This is a genomic window from Sporosarcina sp. GW1-11 (assembly GCF_033088395.1).
Classification (GTDB): Bacteria; Bacillota; Bacilli; order Bacillales_A; family Planococcaceae; genus Sporosarcina.
Genome location: NZ_JAPMIW010000017.1, coordinates 13,666 through 37,335 on the forward strand (window position 1 = coordinate 13,666; position 23,670 = coordinate 37,335).

A 23,670-nucleotide genomic window follows, 5' to 3' on the forward strand; every position below is an offset into this window, starting at 1 on the left:
ACCTCAATTCACCTTGAATGTAAAGCGTACAGGCTGACTTAATTTTTCACCATTTGCTGAACGAAGTTGATCGGTAATATCCATCGTATACGTGCCACGCGGATATGTTCCAATTGGCTTCACTCTGAATTTCGTATCATTTACTACTTCCACCTCGACAGGGACTACAATACTCCCGCGCTTGACGCTAACTACTTGTGCGTTTAATGTAGCTGAATTATACGGTGTACTCAACGTCACAACCCACGACTTGTCATTTGCCACTGAGTCCGCATGTGTCTGTTCTTTACCAGTAAACGGCTTGATTTGTCCATCGATTAGTTGGGCTGTAATTTTCTTACCTTGTTCCGTGTATAACTCCACGTTCTCTAGCTTCAGCTCATTCACCTTGCCAGAACCCGGAGTTAGCACAACAGCTTTCACTTCCATCACTGTACCGTCAATCGTACTGCCTGATGATTTAGCGAAGGCTAATGAAATTTTTCCAGCTGCATCACTGCCACCTGAAGATAAATAAGGAGAAAGTGTATCCGTCGTTTTGACATCATTGGCGTTAATACGCACTTGATCCGAGTTATACAGTATGTCGAGTGAACCACCCGCGATTTTCTCATTACTGCTGATGAATACCGTTAAATTAACCAATCCTGTACTTTCTACAAAAGCAGAAGATACACCGACTGCCGTCTTTTTCACAGCCGCTTGCGCTGGAATGGCTGGGATTAGTAGTAATAGAATACTAAACCATACGAGTACGTTTATTTTTTTCATAAATTATGTATGGGCGCGCCATCGCACGCCCTACCTCCTCTTTGTTAGTTTGCAATAAATCGTAGTTGTTGAGGTGTGAATTCACCTAGAATCTGTTCGAATAAGCTAGAATTCGTTAATAGTTCGTGAATGGAATAAAATTGTGGCATAACACCAGAGTTAGACTGGAATGGTACTGGATATGTTGTTGCGATTCGTTCCAACTCATTTGAAATTCCGTCAAACACGATGACTTCTACATAATCCGTTATTTTCATAGAGGCCCGATTAAAGACGAATTTGTTTCCGCCTACATTGTTAGCTCCTAATACCTTACCATTTATACGAACTTCCACACGACTTACCCCTGAATTGACTTCAATCGTTCCACCTGTAAAAATACCCGAAGTCGTAAACGTTACTCTTTCGATATATTTCCCTGGCACAACAATTCCAATCTTCTCCAAATCATATAGTCCGCCCATGATTTTTTCATAGCGATCATTATCACTAACAAAATCTTCTAGCGTCTTAATTCCTTGCAGTAAATCATTCGGATTCAACACGCTTACCGTAGCAGAATCAATAAATCCACCATCCGCGGTTGTTGCTACTATCGACGCTTTTCCTCTACCTACTGGCTCAACGATACCGTTCGGGCTAACTTTTGCAACTGCCGGATTAGTGGAAGTCCAGTTTACTTGTTGATTCGTAGCATTTGTTGGATAGATCGTATAGCCAATCGTCACTTTCGCCGGATTATAACCACCGACTCCATTTTCATTGAATAAAATTTCTTTTCGATCCAATTTGATGGACGTTACTTTACCGCTAGAACCCGATCCTACTTTCACTTCTACTATATAGACAGAGTGGCTACCATCTACTGCCGTTACTAGAACCTTCACTTCCCCAATCCCGTCAGACCCAACCGTTTGATTCAATATTGTGACAATCGCATTGCGATCTTGTGGACGTGCATCCACTTTCAGTGTTTGCGCGCCGCCTGAACTGTTAGCTGAGACTTGATGATTAAAGTACTTCATAGTGTCTGATTTAAAGCCATTCACCGCTTCATCATTAATTGCCAAACTAGCTAGCAAAGAATTCGACGACTTGACTATTTCGTTCAGTTTATTCCAATTCACAGGTCCACTCATTGGATACTCCTGTAGCTTGCCATGAAGTTCCAGCAAATTAAAGGTAAAACCTGTTCCTTGAGCGCTGATCTTTTGCTGATTCACCATCGCCACTTTATGTCTACCTTCCGCATGGAAATTATAACGGCTATAGTCCTTTTCAAATTTTTCTAGACGATCTGTAAAAATAGGATGGCCTTCGCCGTTCCCTTTTTGCGTGAATGTACCTTTTATTTTCAACACACCGTCCGTTAAATGCCCTTGGTCATTCATCGGTTTGCCAAGATGCATATAGCGACGTGTCGCGTGGTTGCGTTTACTTTCAGTAGAAAAATTACCGTGAACAAAAACGAAATCGCCGTCTCCCTCACCGTATTGCGGTGTCGCTGTGTCCATCGATCCTTTAATCATCGTCAGCCAGCCATCTTTAATGTCATAGTCACCGTAGATTTCGACCGTTCCATGGTTTACGAATAATTGACCCGTTAATTGCGTCACGTTTCCAGTTTTTCTCGTTTCTTGCATCGATGAATCGGAACCGACTTGCACCCGTCCGCCACCAACATTCAATGATTTATTCTCTTCAAATTCATCATCAAGTAATGGGCCACCATTGATCGTTAAATTACCGTCTACTTGTAACGTACCTTCTTGCACATTGAAGTGACCTTTTTGCTGGAGATTACTCTTAGCATGTAGTAAACCGCCGGCAAGATCCACTCGTCCTTCTTGTACAAAGTTAGATGAAACCGTTGCCGTCTGACCAGTCAAATTCAAATAGCCGTGGATTCGCTGGTTATAGGTTTTCACCAGAACTTCAGGATCCGCAACACCTTTATAGTCGCCGTTGACCACTAGCAAACCATCTTGCTTTAGCGTTTCTACGACATATAACTGGCTATTACTGAGTCGAATACTTGAACCCGACTTCTGCTCCACATTCTTCGCTTTAAGCACTTTACCGTTGACCACACGAACTTCCGCGCATTTCAACAACACTAAATCTTCGTTTACCGTCAAATTATAACCATTCAAATTAATCTTAACGTTTTCATGTACAAGAAGACCTCTTGATTCTGTTACATCACTAGTTAACGTCCAATCGCTACGAACCTCGCGTCCAGGGAAATCAGCAATCTGTTGCTGAAGATTTTCTAGTACGGTTTGTAAATAAGCAGCATTTACTGAAGGATTATAGTTTCCACCCGTCATATCTGCAATCTTAGTTAATGTCGCAATATCTAATATCGACGATGCCGTGTCTCCGAAGCCTATCGTATGTATCTGAATATCTTTTTCATAAGCTTCCTGTGCCAGATCAAGAATCTTTACATTATTAATCGAAGTTCCGACTGTCAGTAACACAATAATTTTATCGTTAACTGTTGGTGTCTTTGACAAGTCTTTAATAGCTTTTTCAAGCCCTGCACTGACATCAATTCCATTGTCTGTAGAAACACTTGAAAGTTTTTGAAGTTCCTCTTTCACTTTGAATGTATTAGAAGTCAGCGGAAGAGACTTTGTTAGCCCTTCATTAAAACCAATTACACCAAAACGATCTAACGCTCCTGCCGTATCGACAAAAGCAGAAGGTACCGTTAGGCGATCTTGACTAGGATCCTGTCGTTGCATTTCCGGTGTATCCTGAATAACAAAGACGATATCGCGTCCGTGATCCAATCCACAACTTTGATTTGCATACTCATTCGCAGCCTCCGTCGTAAGTGGTTGCCTGAAAAGCACTAAAACCGATACTAACGCGAGTACGGCAATGACTTTCAATTGTATCTTCATTTTTCAACTTCCTTCCCGATAATATAAATAGGGCTTACTTGCTTATAAACGGTTTGTCCTCACTACTACCCAATACATTAAAGGAGATTTTTCTATGCGACTACGTATCCTCGCTACCCTTGTCTGCATTAGTTTTCTACTGAGCGGTCTGTTCACCACACACACGACTCTCGCAGCAACGAGTCAACCAGTAACGGACCCGATGAAGCCCTGGACTATTACATTTACTAAAGACGTTTCCAATCAAACAGCGAACTTAGAAAGAATCAGCGTGCAATCAAAAGGTAAAAAGCTGTCTCTTTCTCTATCGGCAGATTCAGACAAAGTTATAGTAAAACCAAAAAATCCATACTTGTTTGGCGAACGCTATACGTTGACGATTCCTGCTAGTTTTCAGTCCGCTACCGGCAAGATGTTAAACCAGGCCGTAACGAAAGAATTTGAAATAACGGGCGAGTATATAAAAGATGTTTCTGCCACTATGAACCCTTTCGCAACAAGCATTTCAGTGAAAGTTTTACCTGAAGTTGCATACGCTTCCTATTCTATTAATAGCGGAAGCCCAATTAAGCTACTACGCAGTGGTGTCGATTCCTTTTCTAAAGGACAGATTGGTTTGTTGAGAGGCGATTTATTGACGATTCGAGTTTCGAATGAGTTAGAACGAGTAATAGAAACGCAATATTATGAGGTTAAATAGGAAGGATTGAAGAGCATGAAGAAGTTTTTCTCTGCGTTTTTAGCTTTTTTGTTAATGTTTACTACGCTTGGGCCTATGCCGGGGGTGGCGGCTAGTTTTCCGGGAAGCGTTCCCGTTAGCGTTGACGTCGGGACTGACGATAAAGTTAGTATACCGGTAACTATGAACGATGGTAATAGTTCCTGGCAAATCGTTTTGCGCAACAAAAATACAAATGCCCAAGTAGGTTCTCCCCTCGGCAGCAACAATGCATTCACAGATATTTCTCCAGGACTTTACATAGTGGAAGCCACAAAAACGGTAACATCTACAGTAGATGGTGAAGATGTTGTTACCGTAATTACTGAAACTTCTCCTACCATAACAGTCAGACCAAGAGCTCTGACTGATTTTGATACTGCTCCTTATAAGTTGATTGTCAAAGGAGCAATGATAGGAAGTGAAGTCAACCTTTATAAGCCTGGTGCTACAACTCCTTACAAAACTGTACCTAAAGTAGATACGAATAAAGAAGCAGATTTTGGTGTAATTGATGCGAGTCAAGGATATCGGGTAACACAAACTTTTAATGGAGCAGAAAGTACACAATCGGGGGCAATTAGTGTAAAGCCAGATAAAGTCATTATACAATCACCAAAAGATTCGGGCGCAACTAATAACTTGGGAGAGTTAAGTGTTGTTAATACAAAAAAGGACAATATGCTAATCCTCTACCGTGCAGAAAATGCAGGTGAATCGAAAATAGAAGAAAAACGGATGCCTTCTACCGGTGCTACGCATAAGTTTGATGGTTTACGTGCGGGTGCGTACACCGTTAGACAGATCGAAGATGGTTTAGAAAGTGAATTATCAAATGAACTTGTCATTAAAAATCAGCAGAAGCCTATTCTTGAATTAGAAGGTCCTGCCACTATTGAACTTCATCATAATGTAGACTCAAAAGATACGTATACAGAGTTCGGTTTTAAAGTAACGGATAAAAACGGTGATACCAAACAAAGGACGGAAGGAATTTTATGTACAACTGGAGTAAAGATCGGTGTAGATATAAAATATCTAACGTTTAACGGGTACAATACTAAGCCAAACCCAGGTGAGTACATCGTTAGATACACAGCGACTGATTGTACCGACACATCACTTTTTACCAGTGTAGATCGTAAAGTAATAGTCTATCCTGAAACCATTGAATTAGTTAAAACGAAAAACACATTAGAAACACATGGAACATCCCCGATTGAAAATCATCTTAACGGTGAAATAATCGTTGGAAAGGTCTTTAATGACGCAACACTAACACTTTATCAAGATGCAAGCGGTAACGGTAATATTGCAAACGCAACTATTATTCAAAAAAAGGTGAAAGCAAATACAGGTCAGTACACCTTCTCAGGAGTACCCGTTGGTATAGGTTATTTCGTTGTACAAGAATTTTCGGGTGTACAAAGTGAGAATTCAGAACGAATAGATATTTTAGATACAACATCACCCGAGATCACGTTAAAAGAAAATGCTGAAATGGAAATCGAAGTAGGCACACCGTTTGTAGATCCCGGATATACAATAGTGGATAATATCGATGCGGCAGATACTTTGCGTGTAATCATCCGTGGAGACAAGGTAAATAATCAAATACCTGGTAAGTACTCTATTACGTATGATGCAACAGATAGTGCCGGCAATCCAGCCAAACAATTAACTAGAACTGTAACCGTCCGCCCTAAGCCAGTAATCGCAATTGGCAGTATCGCAACGATTGGAGAGGTTGGCGTTACGAACATCTTCCCTGGGACAATGGCACAAAAGACAATCCTTAAACTATACAAAGCAAATAGTGATGGTGTCTTTACCAATACAGTAGCCGAAAGTATCGAGTTAAGTTCACAAGAAAGTACGCATGTTTTCAAAGGTCTAGATCCAGGGCGCTACCGTGTGAAACAAGAAGTTAACGGCATATCTAGTACGGAGTCCAACACAGTAGTAGTTGCAGATATTGACAAACCTTACATCACAATAAATGGTCCAGAACAGCTATCGTATGTTCTTTACGAAACAAAAGAACCTTACTATACAGGAAATCCTGTACAGTTCAATGATCCTGGTATGACAGCAAAGGATTATTTAGAAACAATTTTAACCAATACTGCCGAAATGATTACACCTGATGGCACAAAAAGTGGTTGTCCTAATGCAGAGTGTACTTGGACTTTCAATCAACCAGGTATGTATAAAATCATATATAATTCAACCGCACCAAAAAGAAATAAAGAAGCAGATCCAAAATACCGAACAATTACAGTAGCACCACAAAAGACTGGGAAGCCTTCCAACATAAAAGGAACGATCACAGCAACTGTTAACAAGTATCCTAATTCAACGACGACGGCACAGCTATACAATGCCTATGATCAACTTATGGCCACAGACACAGTGACAACAAATAACATCGCAACGTTTACTAACATTCCTGCAGGCATCGGCTACTACGTCACACAAACAGTAAACGGTATCGAAAGCCAGCCTTCCCTGCCTGTGAATGTCAGTATTTTCGATGACGTGGGCACGACTGCACAAATTACTTCTTTCAATTTTAAAGAAGTAGAAGCAATCAGTGTCATTGACCATGAAGCAGGGAAAATCTCAGTGACTGTACCTGCTGGAACGGATCGTACTAACTTGACTCCCGTTATAACTAGCGTCGGTAAAATCACATATAATCCCGAAAAGAATTTCAGTAAGCTAGTAAATTATACAGTAGTCATGGGTACTAGTACTAAAAATTATACGGTTACAGTTACGGTTGCTGAAGACGTAAATTCCGACGCAAAACCGCCTATCACTAAAAAAATCATAATCACAAATAGCAACCCATCTCATTCATTAACTTCTTCCGAAAGAAGAGATGCTATGGAGCGAGGGATTACATTTACAACAAGCGATCAAAGTATCTATATTCCCGCAAGTAACGTAATTGAGTCCAACTCATCAACACTTACTATAACTGAACCTGCGAAAGGAACATTCGACATAAAGTGGGGCAATTTATCACACTTCATGCAGCCACTTGAGCTAGAGCTACCTAAGTCTGGAACAAAAGTATTGGCAAGAATTATTGAAGTAGGTGGTGTACGTTTTACAATCGAATTACCAAGCACAACGAAAAAAGGTGCAGCAAATAAAATTATCGGTTTACTCACTGAGCCAGGAACGTACGCACTCGTTGATAGACTTGGTGCACCGACCATAACAGGCCCTACAATAGAAAACGGTAAAACTTACTATACGTTACTTCCAGCTACAGATGCCATAACGAATAAAATTTACTACACAACAAATAGTAAAGACATTTCATTCATTAGTAGCGCCCGTACAGATGCTGAAGCGGCACTTAATAATAAGTATGTACCCCATTCTGCCCTTCTGAATTGGACAGAGTATACACCTGGCGAAAAAATTGAAGTACCTGCTAATGAGTTATATGCTGTTGTGATCAAGAACGGACAAATCAGCCCTATCGCTGCGCTTGATCCGGAACCATCTACCGACTGGAGCAAGAACATTCCTGCTTATGATACGCATAAAGTATTGTCGATTAAGTTTAACGCAAAGGTAGATCGCAAAGCACTTTACTCAGGTCTGATTTATGTTACAAATGATGCAACGAATCAAAGAGTGGCTACTGAACTACAAATGAGTGTTGACGGCAAGACAATCTATGTCATTCCAAAGTTGCCATATGCTCGAGGAAATCAGTATACATTGCATATTGATCGGCAGTTTAAAGGGAACACGAAGAATAAGGAATTTTTGAAGAAGTCCTTGATTCAAACGTTTAAGATTAAGTAACAAAAAGAGTCGCTCCCGATTGGGGCGACTCTTTTCGTTTTACTTATAGTTTAATCTGAAACTTCATTTGAATCTTCTCTTTCAACTTCTGCCCATCTGTTGCCTTCACTGTATCTTCAATGAATAAATAATAGTTGGCACCTTTTTTATACTGATTACCACTTTGTAGACGCAGTTCCATCGTCTTTCCGCCATCGGAAACTTGATAACCAAGCGGCACCTTAACACCCGCCTCACTTACTACGTAGACACTGTCTGGATTAAACGTCTTAATATCGAGTGCCTGACTAAGCTTGATCTTCCAAGCTTTTGTCGGCTCTACGTTGAAACGTTCATCGTATACGGTGTAGCCGACTTTCGGATATGACACCGCACCTTGTTGTTTTTCAACCGTCACTGTAAGAGTTGCAACTTTCCCGCCATCCACACTCGTAGCGATAATCGTCGCTGTACCAGAAGTATGTGCAGTCAGTTTTCCACCTTCCACAGTCACTACAGTCGGCTTACTAGAAGTCCAATTGACGTTTTGATTCGTCGCGTTCGATGGACTGATTCTCGCAGTCAATATTGCTTCCTCGCCTACAACCATATCTAGATCCGGCCCTTTGCTTAACGCAATAGCCGCCACGGGAATCTTCGTCAATACATTCTCAGTTATGAGGAATGTATTACGCGAAATCCCTGTCAGCGTATCCGTTTGTAAGCTTGGATTCAATGGATCATTACGCTTTTCGGCAACCGCGCCACTATATTCATCTCGAACAACAAATGAATAATAGTAATCTCTTGGCTTTAACGTTCTCGTTACTTTCCATGTATTATTCGGCTGCTTGACCATCGGAATTTCAATCCAATGGTAATTATCACCAAAGTTCCCCATGACGGAAACTGATTTAGACTTAGCATCAAGTTCGAGTTGATTGTTGAAATCAAAACTACTGTACGTAAATGTGACTTCTTTATTGTCGATAATCGGACCGATCGTTGCGTATGGAGCGACTTTCAGCACACTGAATGTTCGTCCAAAATCATCGATGGTTTTATCGCGATTTAGTGGATCAACCGTCCACTCCCCGTTTACACGGAAACCGTATTCATATTGACCGGGTTGTAATTCGACTTGTAGTTCCCATTCGTTTCCCCTTACATTTCTCATAGGTAAGTCGACACTATTATTGAAGGTGCCATTTACTTTGACGTCCATCGTTCCTGGGTTTCCAATATACTTGAATAGTACTTGTCCGCCTTGTACGAATGGGAATTCGTCTAACTTTTTGACATCTTCGATACCCGGGACTTTCTTGAATATTGGTAATTTGGTTGTCGTGTCTGAAGACGCTTTGTCCCATTGCCAAACGGTGCCGTCTTGTTTGACTGCGAGTGTATAGCTATCTAAATACCCGCCGCCGCCAATAGCGATTGCATCCGTTATGCCTTTAATTTGGATAGGTGCAGTTTGTGATGTTTGAATCCCTGATGTATTACGTCCCCATTGCCAAACTGAACCATCATCTTTCACGATAATTGTATGGTTATCTCCTGCAGCGATAGAACGAATATTAGTTACACCTTGTACTTGAAAAGGATTAAGTTTATTTTCATAGCCACCGTCACCGAGTTGACCATAGAAATTACGACCCCAAGCGAGTAACGACGTACGATCTTGCTTCAGAGCCAATGTATGATTATCTCCAGCCGCAATCTCGATGATTCCACTTAATCCTGGAACCGGTCTAGGTTCATCATTGTAATCGGCTGTCTGCCCTAAACCAAGCTGACCATACGTATCACGGCCCCAAGCCCAGACTGTACCGTCTTTTTTCAACGCAACGGAATGATCTTTCCCCGCCGCTACGGATGCTACATTATCTAATCCCACTACTTGCACAGGAGTTGTCGAGAACCTAGAACCTGGTGTTGCTCTACCTAACTGTCCATAAGCATTATATCCCCATGCCCAGACTTTTCCGGAACTGTCTACAGCTAATACATGACTTTCACCTGCTGAGATATCTACCATCCCTACAGGCCCAATAGTGTCTGGATTGCTAGTAAAACCTGCAGCAGGCAATCGACCTAATTGGCCATAATCATTCAGACCCCAGCTCCAAATCCTCCCGCTAGCATCAAGTGCTACAGTAAAATGCCCACCTGCGGAGATCGCTAGAATATCGGATAACCGATTTCCATCAGTCCTTTGAATTGGTTGTGGTGTACCCGGTGGCAGAACAGACCCCGCCCCCAGTTGGCCATATGTGCGATCCCCCCAACTCCAAACACTGCCATCTTCCTTTAACACTACTAAATGACTTCTTCCTGCATCTACTACATTTTTATGATTCGCAATTCCATACGCGTCTGCGGAATCTACAAAGGAAATCAGGAAGGATGCAACTAGTAGACATAGTACGAGATATTTTTTAGTAAATTGAGTGAACAAACTCAACTCAACTCCTTCGTTTTACTTAGTGTCTAGTACTCTTAGTCGATTATTTCTACTTTTAGTTCCATCGTATATGGATTACCTTTGTCATCTTTTGCTTCTAGCATAATGCTACCCACATCCGATACCGTTGGACCACTAATAATAAACTTTCCAGACAATTCATCTTTCTCTACCGTCCAACCTGCTGGGGGAAGCATTACTTTCCAGCCCGTTAATTTCCCTTTAGCTGGTTCCTCTTCACTTATACGAGTATTAATCGTCGTCTCATTAAATTCCATTCCACCGGCAGTGAGTGGAAGGTTTCCTGCTACAACTTTTACTTGTGTGGCAGTAGTCGTTTCATCTTCTTCCACCATTTGTTCATTAAGAATAAAGAAAGTGCTATTCGTCAAATCCTCTGTAGCCGTTACATCATCTTCTACATTAGTCAACACTGTAAACAGATTACTTGCTGCCAACTCGTTGCCTTCCGCTAAACTCAAAATTACTTTCCCACTAACTACTTCCAACTGAACCGGTGCTTCTGCATTGTAGATAAATGATAATGGATCCGGCACTGGATTAGTTTTGTTAGTCGTTGTGACAATACGAAGTGGAGTCTTGTTAGAAATGTCTATTCCACCTGTAGATTTAAAGTTATTCAAATGAACAGAATTAGATCCTCCACTAACAATGCTTGTAGCTGGACCTGTCACTGTCGCGCTTGTAACATCTACAGTATCTAACACAACAGTTCCTTTACTTCCTACATCAACAGTCAACGTTCCATCTATTTTGGTATTTTCCAGACGAATGAATTGATCTGTCCCACTACCTAATTGAAGATCACCTTTAATTCCTCCACCTGTAATGATCACTTTACGATCAATGATGAATGGAGATGTCGGCAATTCAATTTCACCAGACAATTGAATTTTTGATAATTTTTCATTTGCCAAAGCTAGTTCGAATTGTTCAAAATTATCAACAGTAATGGTTTGCCCGACTGAATAGACAACTGCTAAATCATTTAAGGATCTAACATCCACTTCTTTTACGATCTTATCCAACAACTCAGGTGATTCCATGATGTCGTATAGTGAAATCTCTTTCCCAAAAAATTTAAGATCCGCTGTTACATAATCACTGATTTTAAAATCCTTTTCTCGATCATTCACTCTCATTTTGAAGTCTTTAGTTTCTAGCTTTCGACCATCTTTACTATAAGCAGTTAATTGAAAATCATCGCTCTGAAGATATTCTTTACAAGTATCTGTCTTCGGATCATTTTCAACACACTGTAGATCGGTAATCCCAGCCTGTCCCATAGAAAAACCGCTAACTCCCGCCGTCGAACGATCTAAGTCTCTTTCATATTGTGAACCTGTTCCTAATTTTACTTTTAAACGTGTTGCCCGTTCATCGGAAATGACGTCTATATTAGATAAGCTTGGTGCATTTTTAACTGGATCAACGACACTTTTATAACGATGAATCGTCTCAATTTTTGTAATATAGATTGGTGGTACTTGAATCTTGACATTACGTGGCTCGTTATGCTTGAAGATTTTTTCATTAATAAGCGAAGCATTATTGCTATTGACAAACACAGACTCAAATCCTGGTAAAAGATCGTAGAATTTGAACGGAAATTCATAATCAGTCAATTGATCAAAGTACATTTTCCCTCTTGGTATGACTAATTTAAAGTCTTCTTGAACACCGTAATCTATGAACTCCAAATTCTTAAATGTTATCGTTAGCACTTTTCCCGACTGAGTAACACTTTTCACAATAGGCACTAAAACCTGGTTACCATCTACAATTCTTTCAACACGAACATCATTTTCTGTAATTGTATTAATATTCTTATCAAACGTAATCACCATATTTTTCGCGCCAGTGAATCCATTAAACAAGGCCGATGTTTCTTTAAACTCATACTCATAAGGCTTCTTCTCAACAACTTCAGGTGTCCCTGGTGCTGCATCCGCTTTCAGACCAACACCAAGCGCACTGATCATCAACGCAAACGCAAACACAATTTTCATTAATTGTTTCATCTACTCATTCTCCCCCGCTCTATTTTTCGTTTCGTATACCTCTGTAAAAGCCCTCCTACACACTTAATAAAATACGACTCCTTCCCATTTTATCGGCATTATTGACAATTTGTTGAGATAACAAAACCGATCCTTTATGCAATTTGTTTACAAACCAAAAAAGAAACGTAACAGACATCGGATTGTGCCGTCCATCTCAATTTCCAAATAAAAAAACAGCCTCTAAAGTGCAGAGACTGTCGGGCGCATTAAAATTTCTACCATTCTAGCTTGTCCACAAAATCCCCATGCACATACAACTCTTCATATGGCACAGAATCTGAACGAACTTTCATCCATGGATTTTCTGCGAGTTGATCATCTAAAATAATTAAAGGCATTCCGGCGTGAGGATAATAATATACCCACGGACGGCTCGTGTTAGGGTCACGGCGTGCTTTCAAATTCACTGTATTTGTTACACCAATTTTCACTTGATTCGCAAGTTCTTTACCGCCCATCATACGATCCATTCGATACATATGACCCGCAATTTTCGAACCCCAATATGGATCAGATGCATATTTCACATTGACACCTACTGCTTTATTGCCGAAATTCGTTCCATTTGCATATCTCGCATTCGGTGGCAAGTAGTTTTTGTTTAGAAAAGCATTCAATAACTCTTCGATATTTTGACCGACCGTTTCAAAGTGTACGATTTTCGGCTTATCATCTCTTACATATAAACCAAATAAATTATTGTATTTCTGTGCATAGTCGCTCAAACCATAACCACTTTCATGCTGTGCCAGCGCCAATATATGCATGGCATTCACATGACTAGTTGCTTCAATACGCTTGAGTTCAGTACCTAGACCTAACAACTTACTTTTAGTCGTTGCATTGCGATAAGTTGGCGAATTGGGGTTTGCTTTCTCCAATTCTTGCAGTCTTTTTAGTATATAAGCATCTAACTCAGCTGCTGTGTAACGCGTTTCACTGCGTAACGGCAAGTACTGAAAATACTGATAGGCCGTTCCTACAGCTTGTCCTGCCTCATTTGAAAAATGGCTGCCATCTGTACTAAAGTATTTAAGTCCTTCTTGCATGAACGTTGGGGCTACTCCCATCTCATAAGTTCCGTACGTAGCAGCCGTATGCCCATAAATCGAGTGAAACAGTGAACCATTTCTAACATAATAGTACGAACGATCTTTTATCGTTTGACTAGGCAATAAGCGACTATTTTCTTGCTTGATAAAATAATTCACACCCGCCAATTCTATTTCTACATAAGTATCCGTAGAATCTACATACACTAGTTCCGTATCCGCAGGCACATACGTTACTTCTTTTTTAAGTAGCTTGTCCGAATGAAGAATCGTTAACGAACTTGAACCGAAAGACTTCGTGGCAACTAATCCAGCCGGCATGTGAATAATTTTTCCTTGAAATAACACCGCTTGATTCGGTTGCATACGACGTGAAGCTTCTTCAAAAGTATTGTACTTAGCAATGAGTGTAGTTGTGCCGTCCTGCTGCACATTCACTACATCGTATGTCGGTTGCTCTTTAATCGTAAATGTTTTACTAACGCTCTGTTTCAACGCTTTCCCATCCATATTGCGCACGGATTCTGTAATATGTAACGTATATGTTTCCGCATGGCGATACCCTTCAATTGGAGGCGCGATATGTATTGACTGATCTCCATTGGAGAACGTTAAGACATTTGGCTGCTTCACATCAGTTGAATCTGTAATATACACCGTATTAGAATTGACTGTCGCGCGATCCACTGGTTTATTGAACGAAACTTTCCATGACTTATTGGGCTCTTCATTAGGTGAATGTGGCCATGTGACAGTTGTTGCTTCAGCTGAAAATGACGTGAAGATTAAACTTACTAAAACTGCTACTCCGGTGAACAGTAAATACTTCATAAATTTCAAGACTAGTAACCTCCCTTTAAAACTAATTATACTAGACTTGATAAGCTTCCACAAAAAAATCCCTAGCCTAATTTATTCGGCTAGGGAGTGTTGCATATGAAGATTACTCTTTAATCAATTCCAATCCAACCGGAATAGCCGCTTCCACGTCATCGCCTTTCAACTTAGCAATCGCTGCTTCCATTGCCTTCTTACCGATTTCTTCAGGCTTTTGTGCAATCGTCGCTGCTAACTTTCCGTCTTTAACAGAAGCAACTGCATCTTCTGTTGCGTCAAATCCGATGACAATGATATCTTTTCCAGCTGACTGAATCGCTTCTAACGCACCTAACGCCATTTCATCATTATGGGCAAACACCGCTTGAATGTTCGGGTTTGCTTGCAAAATGTTTTCCATAACTGTAAGACCTTCTGCACGGTTAAAGTTCGCTGTTTGTTTCGCAACGATGTTTACTTTACCTTCTACCGCTTCATTAAAACCAGCTCCACGGTCACGTGCTGCCGAAGACCCCGCAACTCCTTCAAGTTCCGCCACTTGTGCAGTATCGTCACCAAGTAGCTCCAACATATATTCACCAGCTAACACACCGCCAGCTTTATTATCAGAAGCAATATGAGAAACAACTTCTCCACCTTCTGCGCTACGATCCACTGTAACGACTGGAACGTTCGAACTGTTCGCAGATTCTACAGCTGATACGACCGCCTGTGAATCTGTCGGGTTAATGATTAATAAATCTACCCCTTGTTGAATTAAATCTTCAACGTCACTTGCCTGTTTCGACGCATCATCTTGTGCATCGACAACGATAACTTTCGCGCCAGATTCTTTCGCTTGCTCTTTCACACCTTCACTCAACGTCACGAAGAACGGATTGTTTAATGTCGAAACTGAAAGACCTACTTTATACGTTTTATCTCCGTCTTTACTTGCATCCCCTTCATCATCAGAGGTACTAGAACCTGGTTGATCCAGCGAACAAGCAGCCAACATTAAAACCACTGCCATGAGAAAAGCCCATTTTAATTTTTTCATACATTTCATCTCCTTAAGCTGTTTTTTTACGATCCAAGAGCACTGCAATCAATATAACTGTACCCTTTACTACTTGTTGGAAGAATGAGGATACACCAATCAAATTCAACCCATTATTCAGCACGCCAATAATTAACGCACCAATCAATGTACCGACAATCCAACCTCGACCACCCGTCAAGCTTGTCCCACCAAGTACGACTGCAGCAATTGCATCTAATTCAAACATATTCCCTGCAGTTGGCTGTGCTGAATTCAAGCGTGATGTCAAAATCAATGCGGCAATCGCAGTCAATCCACCCGCGAGTGAATAGACATAGATCTTAATTCGATCCACATTAATTCCCGATAGACGTGATGCCTCTTCGTTGCCACCTACCGCATACACACGGCGGCCGAACGTCGTTTTCTTCAAGATGAAATACAATACAGCGAACGCGATTGCCATCGTAATGACCGGAACTGGGATACCGAAAATATATCCTTTACCGAGCATTTTGAATGTCATCGAGTCTCCAAGTCCAGAAATCGGACGACCTTCTGTATACACTAATGTCAAACCGCGGAAAATCGTCATCGTTGCGAGTGTCGCGATAAATGGAGCAACTTTCCCTTTGGCGATGATCAAACCATTGATCGCACCTAGTAAAACACCGAGTAGCACACCGAGCAGCATCGCCAATATGGGATCCATGCCACCTGACATCATGCCAGCTGTCACTGCACCTGTTAATGCTAATATGGACCCAACCGATAAATCAATTCCACCAGTTAAAATAACAAACGTCATTCCAAACGCAATTAATGCGTTAATAGACACTTGTCGCAACACGTTAAATAAATTGTTAAGCGTTAAAAAACTTGGACTCATAATAGAAATAATAACGACAATTAAGAGCAGCCCAATAACGGGACCTAGTTTTTGTAATGAAGATTTCATATTAGTTTTGGACAACTTTGTCACCCCCTGTAGCAAAATGCATAATACGTTCCTGTGTCATTTCTTCTTTCGGTAAATCCGCCATCAAATGGCCTTCATGCATAACGAGTACACGATCCGCCATTCCGATAATTTCGGGCAATTCGGATGAAATCATCACAATCGCCACGCCTCGTTCAGCGAGTTCGTTAATAATACTGTAAATCTCTTTCTTCGCGCCTACATCGACACCTCGCGTCGGTTCATCCAAAAATAAAATATCCGGTTCGATTCCTAGCCATTTTGCGATGACCACTTTTTGCTGATTCCCACCACTAAGTGATTTCACGCTTTGTTCAGGCCCAGATGTACGCACACTTAGACGTTTCGACATCGTATCATAAAGCGAAGTTTCCTTCATACGCTGAATAATCCCTGCCTTTGAAATCCGGTCAAAATTCGTTAAACTCATATTATCTTGTACAGAGAAATCCAAAATAAGTCCTTCCGATTTGCGGTCTTCCGTTACATAACCAATGCCAAGCTTTTTAGCTTGTAGCGGATTCGCAATAACGACTTTCTCACCATCAATGAAAATCTCGCCTGCCGTAGGTTTCTTGAAGCCGAAAATAGATTGGATAACTTCCGTTCTACCCGCACCCATCAATCCCGCAACACCGAGAATTTCACCTTTTCGCACTTCGAACGATACATTTTCAAAAAACTCATCGCGTCCCAAGCCTTCTACTTTCAACTTTACGTCGCCAATCGCATGCGTTCGTTTAGGAAAACGTTCCCCTAACTCACGACCGACCATCATCTGTACAATTTCTTCGAATGTCGTCTCTTTTATTCGTTTCACACCTACGTATTGTCCATCACGTAAAATCGTAATGCGATCACACATCGAGAAAATCTCTTCCATTCGGTGAGAAATATAAACAAATGACACACCTTGCGCTTGCAACGAACGGACTGTTTCAAACAGCGTTTCGATTTCCCGATCCGTCAACGCAGCTGTCGGCTCATCCATAATAATCAGTTCTGCATTAGATGAAACAGCTTTCGCGATTTCGATGATTTGTTGCTTCCCGACAGATAATTCACGAGCGACCGTACGGGCATCGATCTGCAATCCTAGTTTCGCAAGAACTTCTTCTGCTTTACGATTCATTTCCTTCGTTTTCAAAATACCGCTCTTACCAAAAGTCATTTCACTACCTAAATAAAAGTTCTCGGCAATCGTCAAATCCGGTAAAATATTCAACTCTTGGTGTATTACCGCAATGCCAGCAGCTTCTGCTTCCTTAGCATTTTTGAACTCAACTTTTTCACCTTTAACCCATACTTCACCAGCATCACGCGTATAAATACCCGTCAAAATTTTCATTAGTGTAGATTTCCCTGCACCATTCTCACCCATCAGTGCATGGATTTCACCTTTCGCTACTTCAAAATTGACGTCTTCGAGTACTTTATTGCCATTAAAACTTTTTGAAATCCCACTCATCGCAATCATCTCTGCTCACCCACTTTCAGAATATGACGCCCGATTGCAAGATTACATTGGCATATGGCGTCGCTTCTCCTGTACGAATAATGACTTTGGATCGCTTCGTCATTTCTTTTAGCTGTTCATGTGTGACTTCCTCAATCGGACATTCTAACTGTTTCATGTCGTGATAAACTGTCGGATTTTCCGTCTTTACTGCGCTCGCAATATATAATTTCTCCGCTTCGAAGTCCTTCAATAGTTCAAATAAAACTTCAGTGAAGCTTGGTTTTCCTAACATATAAGAAAGATCAATACAGGGCACGCCTTCAGGTATTGGCAAACCACAATCAGCAATCGTCAATTGATCGGTATGCCCCATTCGTGCAAGCACCGAAGCAATTTCCCGATTGATCATCCCGTGCTTCTTCATAACCTTCCCTCCAAACGACTTTCTACTTCTTCAAAGGTTGGCATGCCACCTTGTGCACCAAACTTTTCTACAGAAAGTGAAGCCGCGGCATTTGCGAAACGGACAGCTTGTTCAAGATCCATTCCTGTTACCATACCGTGAGCGAGCGCGCCGTTAAAGGTGTCGCCTGCTCCAGTCGTATCTACAACGTTTGTCTTGAAGCCTTCTACGATAATATGCCGTTCTCCATCGAAATAACGAGCACCGTCACTGCCTAGTGTAATAATTAATCGGTTCGGGTATTTTTCTAGCGCGTCTATCATATCCATGCCAAAAATTTGTTCACATTCAGTTTCATTCGGCGTTAAATAGGTAATCGAAGGCATCATATCAAGTTCAAATCCACGAGCAGGTGCCGGATTCAATAACACTGGCACACCGATTGCTTGGCATTTCGCTAGCGCATAGATCACGGTAGGAATCGGAATCTCTAGTTGTAGCATCACCAATTTACTTTTCTTAATTACCTCTTCCATCGCATCGATATGAGAAGGCATCAATAAAGAGTTCGCACCAGGAACAACGATGATACGATTATCGCCTTCTGATAATAAAATATTGGCAATTCCTGAAGCTTCATTAACTCGCAACACGCTTGTCGTATCGATGTTGTTCTGTTGAAGATTATCCACTATACTTGTGCCGAACAAATCATTACCGACACAGCAAGCCATATGAACTTCTCCCCCAAGCCGTGCTGCTGCTATCGCTTGGTTCGCTCCTTTTCCACCAGGTACTGTATCAAAAATAGTTCCGATCACTGTTTCCCCTTGGTTTGGGAAATTTTCTGTACCTACAACTAAATCCATATTCGCACTGCCAATGACCGTTATCATTGCGCCTCACTCCTTGTCGTTTCTCGAATAATCAATTCGGCTGGAATCTGAATTTCTCGCTCTGTTACATCTTGGCCTTCTATTAATTTGATGAGCATTCTTGCGGCCAGTGTCCCGATTTTATATACATCTTGCGCCACTGTCGTTAAACTTGGAGTTAGCTGACTTGAAAGCATCGTTCCGTCATAGCCAACGATTTGAAGCTGATCTGGAACTTTGATTCCAAGCGAATAAGCAGCTTTCATTGCACCTGCCGCTGAAACATCACTGCTCGCAAAAATGCCATCAATTGGATGTTGTTGCAATTGATCTCGAGCAGCCAATTCAGAAGCTTCGAATTGGAAAGGACATTCCACGACATGCATTTCTATTCCTTTACCCTCGACAGCGTCCATGAATCCTAAAAAACGATCATTTGCCGGACCAACTTTAGCAGGTCCTCTCATGCATAAAATATTCTGGCAACCACTCGCCAATAAATGTTCCACACCAATCCTAGCCCCTTCACGATTATCCGTAGCTACGAAAGGTATGGACGTATGTATTCTTCGGTCAACCGCAACAATAGGGATATCTAGTGTTGTATAATGATCCGCCTCTTCATTACTTGTAACGACAATAAATCCAGCTGCATATTTTTGCTGTAACGTCGTTAAATAATGTACTTCTTTTTCAATTTTTTCATCCGAATTACATAGGACGATTGTATATCCATAAGCAAGAGCCACGTCTTCTATCGCACGTGCCAGCTCGGGGAAAAACGGATTGACAATATCTGGTACAATCAAGCCGATAAATGTCGTCTGCTTCGTATTAAGCGAACGCGCAATCATACTCGGTCGATAATCCAGTTCTTCAATCGCCGCAGCAATAACCCGCTTCGCATCTTCGCTAATATAGCCTTTGTTATTCAAATAACGTGAAACAGTCGCTGCTGAAACTCCTGCCTTTTGAGCAACATCTCGTATAGTAGCCATCCATTTCACCTTCATTCTGTATTATGTGGTACCGGTTACACATAATGATAACAGACGCTTATTTTGGGTGTCAATAGAGCGGGAATTATATAGAAGATAGTGTTTTATCTGATAATAGAACTGTAGTGTTTTATTGGGTTGGCGCGGGGATTTGCTCGAATGGCGCGGTAGGGTCACGCTTTGGCGCGGGGGTTCGTTCGAATGGCGCGGTTTGGACTGGCTTTGGCGCGGGGGTTCGTTCGAATGGCGCGGTCCGGACTGGCTTTGGCGCGGGGATTCGTTCGATTGGCGCGGTTTGGACTGGCTTTGGCGCGGGGGTTCGTTCGATTGGCGCGGTAGGGTCCGGCTTTGGCGCGGGGATTTGCTCGAATGGCGCGGTAGGGTCACGCTTTGGCGCGCGGGACCTAATCGATTCGGACGGTTCGGCATCCCTTTCGTACGATCAACCAGGTTTCCAGCGCGATTTGCTAGTATCTCTTGTAAGATACAAAAATCAAAATCTCGTTTGACTTTAAACAAACTAGATGATAGTTCTATAAATTAGTGTTGATAGCGTTACTGGATTTAGATGCTAGAAAGTTCATTTGAGGTTAAGACTTTTGGTGAAATATAGTGGACTGCTCCACGACCATTCCCAGTTACACGGGTGTTCGGAGTAGTTAGTAGGCGACGTGCCGTATGGCGGCAATTAATGTGGAGAAATTGACGAAGTTGCTTGTTTGTGATGAGCGGACCATTGATACAGTACCAATCGTGAAGAGCAGAATAATGAGCATGTAAATCACGGTGATCACACTTGGCACATCTCCACGTTTTTGATACCCAAGACATTTGTGATTGTTGACAAGCAGTGCAGTAGACACCCTAACGGATATCATTCGGCAAAACATCATACTTTTTATTGAGTGGGAATGGATTATAATTACAATGAAACGTATTTATTTGACTTGCTAGTTGTCTAATTTCCCTGCTCGACAACCAATCCTGATTCATTTCTAATTTTCGCAGTCTGTTAGGCATTTCATAGGAAAATGCTACTTTATCAGTCGCAAGATTTTCAATGATTAGTTCATTTTGATAAGCGAGTACCACAAAATCAACAAGCGGTATCTCTACCCCGTTTTTACGCAACCAACGTGTTAGGAAATACTTTTTCCGTTCCAATTCTTCGATCGGACTTTTCAAGACAGTGCGGTCACCATTCGGTTCCTCTTTTATGAACTGTGTCGGATGTTGAGTAATTAGAAGTTTGCCCGCCATATTTTTGACTTCAAAGACCACAATGCAACTGGGCGTAATTAGAAGAGAGTCGATTTGAAAATAAACTTGATCTTGCTGAAGATATACATCGTGCAGGATAGCATATGGATAATCTGGTTTGAACTCTCGCATCTGATAGTCAAAATCCTTTTCCCCACTATATCCAGCTTGGCTATTGTAATAGTCTTTTTGCAACTTTTTAAATTTCGCATGATCAGGACTCAATCTCCTAAGCAGCGCTTGCTGTCCAATAAGAACCTTCGGAATCCCCCTTTGTTTATAAATCAAACTATTATACCTCCTTCCCTTATTTTCAATAGTATAGCAAGTTAGCAACTACTTGTGAATGTCACGATCGTTTTTGATTTTTAGTGTCAATTTTGGCAGTATTTTTTACTTTCGAGGCATATTTCGGGGTAAAATTGAATTTGTTTGGAGGAAATAAGGTAAACTTTCTTAATTTTTCATAAAATTGATTATTTAGAACTAGATATTACTTTTTTAAATCTTGTTTGGTGAATAAATATACCTTTCACATCACTCATTGATACCATTATATTTTTGATTAACGAGGTTAGACATTGGTATAGCGTGATCTGGCCTGGTATGGCGCGGGAATACATAACTTTCGCGCGGTCCCATCAAAGTTTGGCGCGATCCTACATGACTTTCGCGCGGTCCCGCCAAAGTTTGGCGCGATCCTACATGACTTTCGCGCGGTCCCATCAAAGTTTGGCGCGATCTACATGACTTTCGCGCGGTCCCATCAAAGTTTGGCGCGATCCTACATGACTTTCGCGCGGTCCCGCCAAGGTTTGGCGCGGGAATACATAACTTTCGCGCGGTCCCATCAAAGTATGGCGCGGGAATACATAACTTTCGCGCGGTCCCATCAAAGTTTGGCGCGATCCTACATGACTTTCGCGCGGTCCCTCCAAAGTTTGGCGCGATCACACTTAACGTGGCCCCGCAATCTTACACGATCCACAACTCCTCTCTGAATAAACCAAAAACACTGCACCAAAAGTCAGCAAGCTAACTTTTAATGCAGTGTTTCATCAAATCACAATATTACTCTCTTTCGCCTTCTCCATAAACTTATCACTCGATTTATTGAAGGTTTTCTTCAAACCGATACCGACAACTAAAGCAAGAACAAAGTACATGCCTAAATACAAAATCTGCTTCCATGCTACTTCCCAGAGAATACCGCCAATTGCTTCACGCAATAAGGTGATCGCATGGGTAAATGGCATGAATGCTGAAATCTTTTGGAAGAATTCGGGTGCCATTTGAATGGGGAATGTACCACCTGACGCTCCAAGTTGCATAACCATTAAAATAATCGCCATGACTTTACCTGTGTTACCGAATACGGATACTAGCGTGTAAACAATCGTAACGAACACTACACTCACTAAAATACCAAACAAGACATAAGGTAGCTTGTTTACGACATACGTATTCATGATGAATAGTTCACCTAACGTGACGATGAGTGATTGAATCGCCCCAATCCCGGCAAAGATGATCAACCGGCCTAGATATGTTTGGTACGTTTTGAATCGTGATTTCTCTCGAATATCTACCTTCAACGTGGACACCATAAGCAACGCGCCTACCCATAATGACAGTGTCGTATAGAATGGACTCATTGCAGAGCCGTAGTTCGGAATCGGATATAGCTGATGTTCATCCAACACAACAGGATCCGCCAAAAACTTGCTGACGCCAACAGGATCGGTTGCGAGAACTTCGAGCAACTTGTCTAAGTCACCGTCTTTTTCTAACCCCCGAATTTTCTCTGCCATTGTCTCAATCATTTCCCGTGCTTCAGGGAAGTGTTTATCGGCCTTCGCAAGATCTTCTCTGCCTATAGCCACACCAGCTTCTGCCTTACGAAGCGCATCGCGTAGGCGTGGAATACGGCCGTTCACTTCATCAAGAACGTCGGACACGTCATAAAGTGCATTCGTCGCATCCCGCATGACAGATTTATATTTCCTAGAAAGATCGCTAGTAACGAA

General features: G+C 41.6%; 15 protein-coding genes. 2 read left to right on the top strand and 13 right to left on the bottom strand.

The features are described 5' to 3' along the window. Positions 1-3: 3 nt before the first annotated feature. Positions 4-771, bottom strand: a complete 768-nt coding sequence (locus ORD22_RS11090; RefSeq protein WP_317646055.1) for an Ig-like domain-containing protein — start codon at positions 769-771, stop codon at positions 4-6. A 44-nt stretch (positions 772-815) separates the two neighbouring features. Continuing rightward, a complete protein-coding gene (locus ORD22_RS11095; protein ID WP_317646056.1) occupies positions 816-3,683 on the bottom strand; it encodes a VWA domain-containing protein in 2,868 nt (955 codons plus the stop codon). 94 nt (positions 3,684-3,777) lie between these two features. Here ORD22_RS11095 and ORD22_RS11100 point away from each other — a divergent pair, with 94 nt between their 5' ends. Both ORD22_RS11100 and ORD22_RS11105 read left to right on the top strand, forming a co-directional pair. Next, on the top strand, positions 3,778-4,383 hold the full coding sequence (locus ORD22_RS11100; RefSeq protein WP_317646057.1) for an Ig-like domain-containing domain: 606 nt from the start codon (positions 3,778-3,780) through the stop codon (positions 4,381-4,383). Positions 4,384-4,398: 15 nt separating this feature from the next. Next, positions 4,399-8,229 (top strand): DUF5011 domain-containing protein, encoded by a 3,831-nt coding sequence (locus ORD22_RS11105; RefSeq protein WP_317646058.1) that lies wholly within the window; start codon positions 4,399-4,401, stop codon positions 8,227-8,229. A 43-nt stretch (positions 8,230-8,272) separates the two neighbouring features. Here the strand turns inward: ORD22_RS11105 and ORD22_RS11110 are convergent, their stop codons facing one another. From ORD22_RS11110 to ORD22_RS11160, 11 genes are all read right to left on the bottom strand, one after another. Beyond that, positions 8,273-10,669 (bottom strand): RCC1 domain-containing protein, encoded by a 2,397-nt coding sequence (locus tag ORD22_RS11110; RefSeq protein WP_317646059.1) that lies wholly within the window; start codon positions 10,667-10,669, stop codon positions 8,273-8,275. A 41-nt stretch (positions 10,670-10,710) separates the two neighbouring features. Next, the gene (locus tag ORD22_RS11115) at positions 10,711-12,717 is read right to left on the bottom strand and encodes a hypothetical protein (protein ID WP_317646060.1); all 2,007 of its coding nucleotides are present in this window, start codon (positions 12,715-12,717) and stop codon (positions 10,711-10,713) included. Positions 12,718-12,974: 257 nt separating this feature from the next. Then, on the bottom strand, positions 12,975-14,642 hold the full coding sequence (locus tag ORD22_RS11120) for an N-acetylglucosaminidase (RefSeq protein ID WP_317646085.1): 1,668 nt from the start codon (positions 14,640-14,642) through the stop codon (positions 12,975-12,977). Positions 14,643-14,754: 112 nt separating this feature from the next. Continuing rightward, positions 14,755-15,687: a ribose ABC transporter substrate-binding protein RbsB gene (gene rbsB / locus ORD22_RS11125; RefSeq protein WP_317646061.1), complete on the bottom strand. Its 933-nt coding sequence runs from the start codon at positions 15,685-15,687 to the stop codon at positions 14,755-14,757. Positions 15,688-15,700: 13 nt separating this feature from the next. Next, a complete protein-coding gene (rbsC, locus tag ORD22_RS11130; protein WP_317646062.1) occupies positions 15,701-16,642 on the bottom strand; it encodes a ribose ABC transporter permease in 942 nt (313 codons plus the stop codon). Continuing rightward, positions 16,629-18,125, bottom strand: a complete 1,497-nt coding sequence (locus ORD22_RS11135; RefSeq protein ID WP_317646063.1) for a sugar ABC transporter ATP-binding protein — start codon at positions 18,123-18,125, stop codon at positions 16,629-16,631. Before ORD22_RS11135 ends, rbsC begins: the two co-directional genes overlap by 14 nt. Before the next feature lie 16 nt (positions 18,126-18,141). Then, positions 18,142-18,531, bottom strand: a complete 390-nt coding sequence (gene rbsD / locus ORD22_RS11140; RefSeq protein ID WP_317646064.1) for a D-ribose pyranase — start codon at positions 18,529-18,531, stop codon at positions 18,142-18,144. Further along, positions 18,528-19,406 (bottom strand): ribokinase, encoded by an 879-nt coding sequence (gene rbsK, locus ORD22_RS11145; RefSeq protein WP_317646065.1) that lies wholly within the window; start codon positions 19,404-19,406, stop codon positions 18,528-18,530. The genes rbsD and rbsK overlap by 4 nt, the downstream gene beginning before the upstream one ends. Continuing rightward, positions 19,403-20,383 carry a LacI family DNA-binding transcriptional regulator gene (locus ORD22_RS11150; RefSeq protein ID WP_317646066.1) on the bottom strand — a complete coding sequence of 327 codons (981 nt, stop codon included), beginning with the start codon at positions 20,381-20,383 and terminating at the stop codon, positions 19,403-19,405. The genes rbsK and ORD22_RS11150 overlap by 4 nt, the downstream gene beginning before the upstream one ends. Positions 20,384-21,247: 864 nt before the next feature. Then, positions 21,248-21,931, bottom strand: coding sequence for a nuclease-related domain-containing protein (locus tag ORD22_RS11155; RefSeq protein WP_317646067.1), 684 nt, complete (start codon positions 21,929-21,931; stop codon positions 21,248-21,250). Between the two features lie 770 nt (positions 21,932-22,701). Continuing rightward, positions 22,702-23,670 (bottom strand): YhgE/Pip family protein (locus ORD22_RS11160; RefSeq protein ID WP_317646068.1); only part of this gene is annotated, 969 nt, incomplete at its 5' end.